This window comes from Pseudomonas sp. GW822-FHT02E03 (assembly GCF_058802325.1).
This window is the reverse complement of record NZ_JBXAOA010000011.1, coordinates 1-11371: the sequence shown is the minus strand read 5'-3', so window position 1 is coordinate 11371 and position 11371 is coordinate 1. Positions and strand designations below refer to the sequence as shown.

At 60.9% G+C, this 11371-nt stretch carries 8 protein-coding genes and 2 riboswitches; of the genes, 5 read left to right on the top strand and 3 right to left on the bottom strand.

Annotated elements, in window-relative coordinates:
* Window positions 1-2: 2 nt before the first annotated feature.
* Window positions 3-1064: a cobalamin biosynthesis protein CobW gene (gene cobW / locus AC1RQB_RS10845; RefSeq protein ID WP_063340161.1), complete on the bottom strand. Its 1062-nt coding sequence runs from the start codon at window positions 1062-1064 to the stop codon at window positions 3-5.
* A 101-nt stretch (window positions 1065-1165) separates the two neighbouring features.
* Window positions 1166-1379, bottom strand: a riboswitch (cobalamin riboswitch).
* A gap of 263 nt (window positions 1380-1642) precedes the next feature.
* Window positions 1643-1870: riboswitch (cobalamin riboswitch) on the top strand.
* 121 nt (window positions 1871-1991) lie between these two features.
* On the opposite strand from cobW, the gene AC1RQB_RS10840 reads away from it, so the two are divergent.
* The 4 genes from AC1RQB_RS10840 to cobM all read left to right on the top strand — a co-directional run bounded on the left by AC1RQB_RS10840 (window position 1992) and on the right by cobM (window position 4156).
* The gene (locus AC1RQB_RS10840; RefSeq protein WP_063340162.1) at window positions 1992-2198 is read left to right on the top strand and encodes a CbtB domain-containing protein; all 207 of its coding nucleotides are present in this window, start codon (window positions 1992-1994) and stop codon (window positions 2196-2198) included.
* A gap of 11 nt (window positions 2199-2209) precedes the next feature.
* On the top strand, window positions 2210-2917 hold the full coding sequence (locus AC1RQB_RS10835; protein WP_063340163.1) for a CbtA family protein: 708 nt from the start codon (window positions 2210-2212) through the stop codon (window positions 2915-2917).
* The gene (locus AC1RQB_RS10830) at window positions 2914-3327 is read left to right on the top strand and encodes a cobalamin biosynthesis protein (RefSeq protein WP_007898224.1); all 414 of its coding nucleotides are present in this window, start codon (window positions 2914-2916) and stop codon (window positions 3325-3327) included. Before AC1RQB_RS10835 ends, AC1RQB_RS10830 begins: the two co-directional genes overlap by 4 nt.
* An 82-nt stretch (window positions 3328-3409) precedes the next feature.
* On the top strand, window positions 3410-4156 hold the full coding sequence (gene cobM, locus AC1RQB_RS10825) for a precorrin-4 C(11)-methyltransferase (RefSeq protein WP_063340164.1): 747 nt from the start codon (window positions 3410-3412) through the stop codon (window positions 4154-4156).
* A 183-nt stretch (window positions 4157-4339) separates the two neighbouring features.
* On the opposite strand, the gene nfuA is transcribed toward cobM, so the two are convergent.
* Window positions 4340-4924: a Fe-S biogenesis protein NfuA gene (gene nfuA, locus AC1RQB_RS10820; RefSeq protein WP_007941757.1), complete on the bottom strand. Its 585-nt coding sequence runs from the start codon at window positions 4922-4924 to the stop codon at window positions 4340-4342.
* A 213-nt stretch (window positions 4925-5137) separates the two neighbouring features.
* Window positions 5138-7423, bottom strand: coding sequence for a fatty acid cis/trans isomerase (locus tag AC1RQB_RS10815; protein ID WP_063340165.1), 2286 nt, complete (start codon window positions 7421-7423; stop codon window positions 5138-5140).
* 155 nt (window positions 7424-7578) lie between these two features.
* Between AC1RQB_RS10815 and metH the strand changes: the two genes are divergently transcribed.
* Window positions 7579-11289 carry a methionine synthase gene (gene metH / locus AC1RQB_RS10810; RefSeq protein ID WP_063340166.1) on the top strand — a complete coding sequence of 1237 codons (3711 nt, stop codon included), beginning with the start codon at window positions 7579-7581 and terminating at the stop codon, window positions 11287-11289.
* The last annotated feature ends 82 nt before the right edge of the window (window positions 11290-11371 follow it).

Genomic DNA, 11371 nt, shown 5'->3' with positions numbered 1-11371 from the left:
GTTTAAACGCTGAGCGCAGCGCGCAATTGCGCTTCGAGCGCAGCGGCGTCCAGATCCTGACCGATCAACACCAGACGCGTGGTGCGCGCTTCTTCAGCGCCCCACTGACGGTCGAAGTGCTTGTCGAAACGCGTGCCCACGCCCTGGATCAACAGGCGCATCGGCTTGTTCGGCACCGCAGCAAAACCTTTGACCCGAAGGATGCCGTGCTGGACCACCAATTGAGTCAGCGCGTCCATCAGCAGGCTTTCGTCGGCTTGTGGCAGCTCGATCGAGATGGAATCGAATGCGTCGTGGTCGTGGTCGTCCTCGCCTTCATGGTGATGATCGTGATGGCTGTGGCGGCTGTCGATGTGTTCTTCCGAACCGGCGCCGAGGCCGATCAGCACGTCCAGTGGCAGACGACCGCTGCTGGCTTCGATGACTTTCACCGCTGGCGGCAGTTCTTCGGCAACTTCCAGGCGCACGCGGGCCAGGTCTTCAGCGCTGATCAGGTCGGCCTTGTTGAGGATCACCAAGTCGGCGCTGGCCAGTTGGTCGGCGAACAGCTCGTGCAGCGGCGACTCGTGGTCCAGGTTCGGGTCGAGTTTGCGCTGGGCATCGACCTGATCCGGGAACGCCGCGAAGGTGCCAGCAGCAACGGCCGGGCTGTCGACCACGGTGATCACCGCGTCAACCGTGCAGGCGCTGCGGATTTCCGGCCATTGGAAGGCTTGAACCAAGGGCTTTGGCAGGGCCAGGCCCGACGTTTCGATGAGGATGTGGTCGAGGTCGCCGCGCCGCGCGACCAGTTCGCGCATCACCGGGAAGAATTCTTCCTGAACCGTGCAGCACAGGCAGCCGTTGGCCAGCTCGTAAACACGGCCGTTGGCTTCTTCTTCGGAGCAACCGATCGAGCACTGCTTGAGGATTTCGCCGTCGATGCCCAGCTCACCGAACTCGTTGACGATCACTGCGATGCGACGGCCCTGGGCGTTGTCGAGCATGTGGCGCAGCAAGGTGGTTTTGCCCGAGCCGAGGAAGCCGGTAACGATGGTGACGGGGAGTTTGGCCAGTGTTTTCATCGGATGCCCTTTGGCAAGGTGGCGGGCATACGGGACGACAATCGCAGCGGCAGGTGCGCGCGCGCAAGAGTTCCGCCACCGGATCACCCCGCCCGGTTGTAGTGAGAATCTGTGTCGAGGCAGGTCTCCTGGCTGACGGTGTGCCAATCGTACGACTGGCGTTTGCTGCGCCTTCCCGCGAACCTGATGGATCAGGGTTTGCAGTGGCGTGGCAGCGAACATCACCGTTCACAGTTGCGGGGGCAGCCGCGGCATCGACCGCGTTCCCTTCTTAGCTTCGGCAAATGCCGAAGAACCTCGAAAGCGCAAGGCTACGCATCGTGTGGGGGCGGGTCAATGTCCGTGCACAGATCTGTGGTGACTCACAGGACGCCTTCGCGGGCAAGCCTCGCTCCTACAGGAATAGTGTCGATGATGATCGTTCCCACGCTCTGCGTGGGAATGCCTCAACGGACGCTCCGCGTTCGGCTGTGAAAGGGACGCGGAGCGTCCCGGGCTGCATTCCCACGCAGAGCGTGGGAACGATCAACTCAAACGAGAACCCATGCCAATTGACGCCCAACCCCCGCCCATGCTCTCCTACACGCCTTGTTACGGGTGCCCTTCACAGGGTGAAACGGGAAACCGGTGAATCATGTGCTTTACTCTAAAGCCATGTCAGTCCGGTGCTGCCCCCGCAACGGTAAGCGAGTGAAGCGTCAAATCCACTGTGCCCGTCATACGGCATGGGAAGGTGATGCTTGCAGGTTTGGGCACAAGCCCTGCCCCTCGCGAGCCCGGAGACCGGCCCGCAACACAAAGTGACTTTTACGTTCACTGAATAACAAACCCGCGGTGGGCGGGCGCTGTTCGAAATCTCTGCGTGCCCCGGCGTACGGAGGTTTTCATGCGCTCTATTCACCCGCTGACAGACCAGAGGGAAGCGCCATGTCGATCATCAGCAGCACCGCCAGCAACACCGATAAAAAGAGCACGATCAGCACCACCACTACCCTGAGCCAACGCCTGACCGCCGCTTTTTGTGCGTCGATCCTTGGCGCCAGCCTTGTGTATTTCGCCGGTTTCTCGCACATCGAAGCGGTACACAACGCCGCGCACGATACCCGTCACAGCGCCGCATTCCCGTGCCATTGAGACCTGCTGACATGATCAAGCGTATTGCGCAAACCGCAGGTTTCACCGGGCTGCTGGCCGCCCTGCTGCTGACCCTGCTGCAAAGCTTCTGGGTGGCTCCGCTGATTCTGCAGGCCGAGACCTACGAAAAATCCGAGCCGGCCGCGGTTGAAATCCACGAGCACGCCGCGGGAGCTGTCACCGCTCACACCCACGATGCCGAAGCCTGGTCGCCTGAAGACGGCTGGCAGCGCGTGCTGTCGACCACCGGCGGCAATCTGGTGGTAGCGGTGGGTTTCGCCCTGATGCTCGCGGGCCTCTACACCTTACGCGCTCCACGCCGTACCTCTCAGGGCCTGCTTTGGGGCCTGGCGGGTTACGCGACGTTCGTGCTGGCGCCCACCCTCGGCCTGCCACCTGAGCTGCCGGGCACTGCCGCGGCGGATCTGGCGCAACGGCAGATCTGGTGGATTGGTACTGCCGCGTCCACCGCTGTCGGCATCGCGCTGATTGTGTTCAGCCGCCACTGGCTGATGAAGATCCTCGGCGTGGCGATTCTGGCCGCTCCGCACGTCATCGGCGCGCCACAACCGGAAGTGCACTCCATGCTGGCTCCAGAAGCCCTGGAAGCGCAGTTCAAAATCGCTTCGCAGCTGACCAACATGGCGTTCTGGCTGGCCCTGGGCCTGATCAGCGCCTGGTTGTTCCGCCGCAAAAGCGATGGCCAATACTCCGCATGACTGACGTCAGCGCAGCGCCGACCCTGGTGGTCGGCCTGGGCTGCCAGCGCGGCTGCCCCGTCAGCACGCTGCGGGCGCTGCTTGATCAAGCGTTACAGGCCCATCAAATCGAGCTTCGTGAGATCAAGGCCCTGGCCAGTATCGACCTGAAGCGCGAAGAACCCGCCCTGATCGAACTGGCCGAACAATTGGCATTGCCATTGATGTATTTCAGCAGCGAACAGTTGGCTGGTTATGAACCGCAACTCAGCCACCACTCGGACATCGCGTTCGAACGCACCGGCTGTTACGGCGTAGCGGAAAGTGCCGCGCTGGCACTGGCCGAACAATTGGCTCAGGCACCGGCAAAGTTGCTGATTCCACGACAAAAATACGCCCAGGCCACCCTTGCATTGGCCAGCGCCGCGTAAAATCCCCGATAATCCCCGCCTTCGATCATGAGCAATCTTCATCTGAAGCGTGCCCATACCTTTTTTCTGACAGGAAACGACGATGACCGTCTACTTCATTGGCGCAGGCCCCGGCGACCCGGAACTGATCACCGTCAAAGGCCAACGGCTGATTCGTAGCTGCCCGGTCATCATCTATGCAGGCTCCCTGGTCCCGGCCGCTGTACTGGACGGCCACCGCGCCGAACAGGTGGTCAACAGCGCCGAATTGCATCTGGAACAGATCATCGAGCTGATCAAGACCGCCCATGCCAACGGCCAGGACGTGGCCCGGGTGCATTCCGGTGATCCGAGCCTGTACGGGGCGATTGGCGAGCAGATTCGCTACTTGCGTGAACTCGACATCCCTTTCGAAATCATTCCCGGCGTCACCGCCACCGCCGCCTGCGCGGCGCTTTTGGGTGCTGAACTGACCCTGCCGGACGTGTCACAAAGCGTGATTCTGACCCGCTACGCCGACAAGACCGCCATGCCGGCCGGTGAAGAGCTGGGCAGTCTGGCGCAGCATGGGGCGACCATGGCGATCCACTTGGGGGTCAATCACCTGGAGAAGATCCTTGCTGAATTGCTGCCGCACTACGGCGCCGATTGCCCGATCGCGGTGATTCATCGGGCGACCTGGCCGGATCAGGACTGGGTGGTGGGGACGCTGGCGGATATTGCCGGGAAGGTTCAAGCCAAGGGATTTCGCCGCACGGCGTTGATCCTGGTGGGCAGGGTGTTGGGTAGCGATCACTTCAGTGAATCGTCGCTGTATCGCGCGGGGCATGCGCACCTCTACAGACCCTGAGATGATCGTTCCCACGCTCTGCGTGGGAATGCAGCCCGGGACGCTCCGCGTCCCAAGAGCAGACGCAGAGCGTCCGTTGAGGCATTCCCACGCAGAGCGTGGGAACGATCAAAAACAGGTATCGATCGCCCATAAAAAAACGGTGCTCACGGGCACCGTTTTTTTAGGTTTGCAGCGAACACCTTAGTAGTAGGCGTTTTCTTTCTGCGTGTGGTCGGTCACGTCGCGAACGCCCTTGAGTTCGGGAATACGCTCGAGCAAGGTGCGCTCGATGCCTTCCTTCAAGGTGACATCTGCCTGGCCGCAGCCCTGGCAACCACCGCCGAATTTCAGCACGGCAATGCCGTCTTCGACCACATCGATCAGGCTGACCTGACCGCCGTGGCTGGCCAGCCCCGGGTTGATCTCGGTTTGCAGGTAGTAGTTGATGCGCTCGTTGACCGGGCTGTCGGCGTTGACCATCGGTACTTTGGCGTTTGGCGCCTTGATGGTCAGTTGGCCGCCCATGCGGTCGGTGGCGTAGTCGACTACCGCATCATCCAGGAAGGCTTCGCTGAAGTGATCGATGTACGCGGTGAAGCTTTTGAGCCCCAGCGCGGTGTCTTCGGGTTTTTCTTCGCCCGGCTTGCAGTAGGCAATGCAGGTTTCGGCGTACTGGGTGCCAGGCTGGGTGATAAAGACGCGGATACCGATCCCCGGGGTGTTCTGCTTGGAAAGCAGATCAGCCAGGTAATCGTGGGCGGCGTCGGTAATGGTAATAGCGGTCATGGAAACTCCTCGCAGGCTTGGACGCAGTTTACGCCAATCATCGCGCCGGACAAAGTCCTAGTATTTTTGTCGGGAAAGCACAGCTGATCCAATGTGGGAGCGGGCTTGCTCGCGAAGGCGGCGGCACCGTCAACATTGATGTTGCCTGACACACCGCTTTCGCGAGCAAGCCCGCTCCCACACTGGTTCGCAGACACCTCTAAATTCCGTGCATCAAAGATTCTCGTAGCGGTTCATGTCCAGCACGCCCTCTTCCACCGGGTCGGTGTCGTGGATATAGCGACTCAGATCATGGAAATATTGCCAGAACTGCGGATGGCTGCGGCGAATGCCCCAGCGTTCGACGATTTTCTCGAAACTGGCAGCGTCCTTCGCGGTTTCCATCGCATCAACGAAAGCGGGCACTTGGCCGGCTGGAATGTTGAACATGAAGTTCGGGTAGCTGCTGAGTACACCCGGATAAATTGTCAACGTATCGAGCCCCGGCTGATAGCGCCGCGACTCCCCCAGCAGGAACGCCACGTTGCTGTGGGCCCGGTTGCGCAGCAGGCTATAGACCCCGCGCTTGCCGCTTTGAGTCTCGATGCGCAGCATCGTGGCTTCTGGCAATTGATCGATGACCTTCAGCCCCGCAGACGGACGTGAGGTCAGGCGGCTCAAGGCCTGTTCGGCGTTCTGCAATGCCAGATCGATGTTCGGCCGCGAGCAGTAGGCACCGTCGCAGCGGTTGATCGGGTCGGGGTTGGCATTGAGTTCGCCGTACCGGGCCAGCAATTGCAGGGCGAAATCGCGTTTCGGGTCCTTCTCGCTCAGCGTCAGTGCCGTGGGTTTGTCGTTGTCGATGTACTCGTAATCCAGCCACATTTTGAGCTTTCCGCCGTTCTGGTACCAATCGTCGAGGTAGCCGTCCCGTGAGTCGGCCGGCATCAGACGCAAAAAGTTCTGCTCGGCACCATTGCGAATCAGGTCGAAGTACAGCCGGGTCTGGGCCTGATGGGATACGTTGCCAAATACATCGAAGTTGACTGCCAACTGGTAATACGTGCGTTCCAGCAACGGGTAATCGAACAGCCAGATGGTTTGCGGAACGTCACCGATCAGGCCTTTGTTCACCGAGGCGCTGTCGAAATGCCGGAAGATGCTCAGCAGCGCGTTGTCATTGCCGGCCCACAGGGTCGACCAGCTCGGTGCCGGCAGGTCGGCGTAGCTGTCCCGGCGCAAGGCTTCGTACTCGTTGCGCTTGTCGCGGTAGTCGTGCCACAGGCTCAGGACACTGCCGACGTCATCGTTCTGCCCCGGCATCGCCAGCAATGGCGTGGCTTGGCCACGATAATTCGGGTCGGTGATATAGAGATCATGCTCCGGGGCCTGGAACAGCGCCCAGAAGTTGTCGCGAATCACGTCGGTGGCGATCTGGCCGCGGCAGACCGGGCCACGAATAAAGGTGCGCACAAAGTATTCGGCGTTATCGAGCATGAACTGGTAACGCGCCTGCGCCGGGATGGCCTCAAAGGTCGTGAACGGATTGGCCCGTCGCTCCGGCCCGTAGCCCGGCAGCGCGCTGACCTGCCAGTTGCCGCTGTAGAACAGGCTTTTGATCCGCGCCATCCTCGCCGCGCTCAGCGGATAGGTGATGTGGGTCTTGTGCACGATCACGCCTTGCACCGGCCATAGCCGGTAATAGACCTGAGTGCCCGGATCGTCATTCGGACGGCGGGTGTTGATCAAATCAATTGGCTGCCCCGTCGGCGTGCGCGAACGTACCCACTGAAAGAAATGCCCCGGCTCGCCGTCCTTGAAATAGATGTGGGCCAAAAACCAGTGCTCGAACAACCAGCGCCCGACCAGACTTTCCCGGGCGCCCGGCGCGTTGAGCAGGTTTTCCCACTGCACCACCTGCAAGGCTTCCTTGGCGCTGGGCACCAGGCCCTGCTCATCGATTGGCGCACCGGAGGCCAGCCAGCGTTGCAACGTCTGGTATTGCTGATCGGTCAGGCCGGTGACTGCCAACGGCATGCCTTCTTTAGGGTGGGAGCTGGCATAGCCGTCGAACTCCGCCGGCATGGCGCACATGTTCTCCCGGTTCAGGCCCAGGACGATGTCTTCCGGCAATTTGGCGTTTGGTTGCAACGGGGTTTTGTGGCCCAGTTCGAGCATGCGCGCCATCAGCGCCGCCTGGCTGCCTTGGGCGTCGAGCACCGAATAAAAGCCTTTTTGCTGCCAGGCGCGTTTGCCAAAGGCGTCATAAAACAGTCGGGTCGGCGCTGCGGCCTGTCTGCGTTCGCCATCATAAACGGGCGCCTTGGTTGCACCTCGGGCCGCCCCTTCACCACTGCCCAGATTGAGCTGACAGGCGGAGTCGTAGCAGGCATGGCAGGCCACGCACTTTTCGGTGAAGATCGGTTGAATGTCCCGGACGTAGGAAATATCCGGACCTTGCGCAGCGGCGCCCCCGCTTAAAAACAGCATCAATAGGCTGGTGACGACGCGATACGACATATCCCTGGTCCTGATCATGAGAAAACGCCGCGATTCTACCGGTCTGGCCTGCGCACCAACATGAACGATATTCATGCAAAACCCGTACATGCTCCAAAAGCGCACAGGTTTGTTATCATTCCGGCCCTTCGTCATGGCCTTACCGAGTAGTCCAAATGTCCGATCGCAGCGTTCGCCTTCAAGCTCTCAAGCACGCCCTCAAAGAGCGCATCCTGATTCTCGATGGCGGCATGGGTACGATGATCCAGAGCTACAAGCTCGAGGAGCAGGATTACCGTGGCAAACGCTTCGCCGACTGGCCGAGCGATGTCAAAGGCAACAACGACTTGTTGGTGCTGACACGTCCTGACGTGATTGGCGGCATCGAGAAGGCCTATCTGGACGCCGGCGCCGACATTCTGGAAACCAACACCTTCAACGCCACCCGGATTTCCATGGCCGATTACGGCATGGAAGAACTCGCCTACGAATTGAACGTAGAAGGCGCTCGCCTGGCCCGCAAGATTGCCGATGCGAAAACTCTCGAGAACCCGGACAAGCCGCGTTTCGTCGCTGGCGTACTCGGCCCGACCAGCCGCACCTGCTCGCTGTCGCCCGACGTCAACAACCCCGGTTACCGCAACGTGACCTTCGATGAACTGGTGGAAAACTACACCGAGGCCACCAAAGGCCTGATCGAAGGCGGCGCCGACCTGATCCTGATCGAAACCATCTTCGATACCCTCAACGCCAAAGCGGCGATTTTCGCCGTGCAAGGCGTGTTCGAAGAACTGGGCGTCGAGTTGCCGATCATGATCTCCGGCACCATCACCGATGCCTCCGGCCGCACACTGTCGGGCCAGACCACCGAAGCGTTCTGGAACTCAGTGGCCCACGCCAAACCGATATCGGTCGGCCTGAACTGCGCCCTCGGGGCCAGCGAGTTGCGCCCGTACCTGGAAGAACTGTCGAACAAGGCCAACACCCACGTTTCCGCGCACCCGAACGCCGGGCTGCCGAACGAATTCGGTGAGTACGACGAACTGCCGGCCCAAACCGCCAAGGTCATCGAAGAATTCGCCCAAAGCGGCTTCCTGAACATCGTCGGCGGCTGCTGCGGCACCACGCCGGGCCACATCGAAGCCATCGCCAAAGCGGTGGCCGGTTATGCGCCGCGCGAGATTCCGGACATTCCCAAGGCCTGCCGCCTGTCGGGCCTGGAACCGTTCACCATTGATCGCAGCTCGCTGTTCGTCAACGTCGGCGAGCGGACCAACATCACCGGCTCCGCCAAATTCGCCCGTCTGATCCGTGAAGACAACTACACCGAAGCCCTGGAAGTCGCCCTGCAGCAGGTCGAAGCCGGCGCCCAGGTGATCGACATCAACATGGACGAAGGGATGCTCGATTCGAAGAAGGCCATGGTGACCTTCCTCAATCTGATTGCCGGTGAACCGGACATCTCCCGCGTGCCGATCATGATCGACTCCTCCAAATGGGAAGTGATCGAAGCCGGCCTCAAGTGCATCCAGGGCAAGGGCATCGTCAACTCGATCAGCATGAAGGAAGGCGTCGAACAGTTCATTCATCACGCCAAACTGTGCAAACGCTACGGCGCCGCGGTGGTGGTGATGGCCTTCGACGAAGCCGGCCAGGCCGACACCGAAGCGCGCAAGAAAGAAATCTGCAAACGCTCCTACGACATCCTAGTCAATGAAGTCGGCTTCCCGCCGGAAGACATCATCTTCGACCCGAACATCTTCGCCGTGGCCACCGGCATCGAAGAACACAACAACTACGCTGTGGACTTCATCAACGCCTGCGCCTACATCCGCGACGAACTGCCGTACGCCCTGACCTCCGGTGGCGTGTCGAACGTGTCGTTCTCGTTCCGTGGCAACAACCCGGTGCGCGAGGCGATTCACTCGGTGTTCCTGCTGTATGCGATCCGCAACGGCCTGACCATGGGTATCGTCAACGCCGGCCAACTGGAGATCTATGACCAGATTCCGGCCGAGCTGCGCGACGCCGTCGAAGACGTGATCCTCAACCGCACCCCGGAAGGCACCGACGCCCTCCTCGCCATCGCCGACAAGTACAAGGGCGACGGCAGCGTCAAGGAAGCCGAGACCGAAGAGTGGCGCAACTGGGACGTCAACAAGCGTCTGGAACATGCACTGGTCAAAGGCATTACCACCCACATCGTCGAAGACACCGAAGAGTCGCGTCAGTCCTTTGCGCGCCCGATCGAAGTGATCGAAGGCCCGCTGATGTCCGGCATGAACATCGTCGGCGACTTGTTCGGCGCCGGCAAAATGTTCCTGCCGCAAGTGGTGAAGTCCGCCCGCGTGATGAAGCAGGCCGTGGCCCACTTGATCCCGTTCATCGAACTGGAAAAAGGCGACAAGCCAGAAGCCAAGGGCAAGATCCTGATGGCCACGGTCAAGGGCGACGTACACGACATCGGCAAGAACATCGTTGGCGTGGTGCTGGGCTGTAACGGCTATGACATCGTCGACCTTGGCGTGATGGTGCCGGCAGAGAAGATCCTGCAAGTCGCCAAAGAACAGAAATGCGACATCATCGGCCTGTCCGGTTTGATCACGCCTTCGCTGGACGAAATGGTTCACGTGGCCCGCGAGATGCAGCGTCAGGACTTCCATCTGCCGTTGATGATCGGTGGCGCGACCACGTCCAAGGCGCACACGGCGGTGAAGATCGAGCCCAAGTACAGCAACGACGCGGTGATCTACGTCACCGATGCCTCCCGCGCTGTGGGCGTGGCGACGCAATTGCTGTCCAAGGAGCTGAAGGCCGGTTTTGTCGAGAAGACTCGCCTGGAATACATCGACGTTCGCGAGCGCACCGCCAACCGCAGCGCCCGTACCGAACGCCTGAGCTACCCGGTGGCCATCGCCAAGAAGCCGCAGTTCGACTGGGGCAGCTACGAACCGGTCAAACCGACGTTCACCGGCGCCAAGGTGCTGGACAACATTGACCTGAAGGTGCTGGCCGAGTACATCGACTGGACACCGTTCTTCATCTCCTGGGACCTGGCCGGTAAATTCCCGCGCATCCTCAAGGACGAAGTGGTCGGTGAAGCCGCCACCGCGCTGTACGCCGATGCCCAGGAAATGCTTGCCAAACTGATCGACGAAAAACTCATCAGCGCCCGTGCGGTGTTCGGTTTCTGGCCGGCCAATCAGGTGCGCGACGATGACATCGAAGTCTACGACGATGACGGCAAGCCATTGGCCAAGCTGCATCACTTGCGCCAGCAGATCATCAAGACTGATGGCAAACCGAACTTCTCCCTGGCCGACTTCGTTGCGCCCAAGGACAGCGGCGTGACCGATTACGTGGGGGGCTTCATCACCACCGCAGGGATCGGCGCCGAAGAAGTGGCCAAGGCCTATCAGGATGCGGGCGACGACTACAACTCGATCATGGTCAAGGCCCTGGCCGACCGCCTGGCCGAGGCCTGTGCCGAGTGGTTGCACCAACAGGTGCGTAAAGACTACTGGGGCTACGCCAAGGACGAGACGCTGGACAACGAGGCGCTGATCAAAGAGCAATACACCGGCATCCGCCCCGCTCCAGGCTACCCGGCGTGCCCGGATCACACCGAGAAAGCCACGCTGTTCAAGCTGCTGGACCCGGAAGCGGAAGAGCTCAAAGCCGGCCGCAGCGGCGTGTTCCTCACCGAGCACTACGCCATGTTCCCGGCGGCAGCGGTCAGCGGCTGGTACTTCGCTCACCCACAGGCGCAGTACTTCGCCGTGGGCAAGATCGACAAGGATCAGGTGCAGAGCTACACCTCGCGCAAAGGTCAGGAATTGAGCGTGACCGAGCGTTGGCTGGCGCCTAACCTGGGTTACGACAACTAACCTCCATCCCCCTGTGGGAGCGGGGGGGGGGGGGGGGGGGGGGGGGGGGGGGGGGGGGGGGGGGGGGGGGGGGGGGGGGGGG

What these genes read in the sequence shown, in the direction of transcription:
- cobW (WP_063340161.1), bottom strand. Translation starts at nt 1,064, where the DNA reads ATGAAAACACTGGCCAAACTCCCCGTCACCATCGTTACCGGCTTCCTC.
- AC1RQB_RS10840 (WP_063340162.1), top strand. Translation starts at nt 1,992, where the DNA reads ATGTCGATCATCAGCAGCACCGCCAGCAACACCGATAAAAAGAGCACG.
- AC1RQB_RS10835 (WP_063340163.1), top strand. Translation starts at nt 2,210, where the DNA reads ATGATCAAGCGTATTGCGCAAACCGCAGGTTTCACCGGGCTGCTGGCC.
- AC1RQB_RS10830 (WP_007898224.1), top strand. Translation starts at nt 2,914, where the DNA reads ATGACTGACGTCAGCGCAGCGCCGACCCTGGTGGTCGGCCTGGGCTGC.
- cobM (WP_063340164.1), top strand. Translation starts at nt 3,410, where the DNA reads ATGACCGTCTACTTCATTGGCGCAGGCCCCGGCGACCCGGAACTGATC.
- nfuA (WP_007941757.1), bottom strand. Translation starts at nt 4,924, where the DNA reads ATGACCGCTATTACCATTACCGACGCCGCCCACGATTACCTGGCTGAT.
- AC1RQB_RS10815 (WP_063340165.1), bottom strand. Translation starts at nt 7,423, where the DNA reads ATGTCGTATCGCGTCGTCACCAGCCTATTGATGCTGTTTTTAAGCGGG.
- metH (WP_063340166.1), top strand. Translation starts at nt 7,579, where the DNA reads ATGTCCGATCGCAGCGTTCGCCTTCAAGCTCTCAAGCACGCCCTCAAA.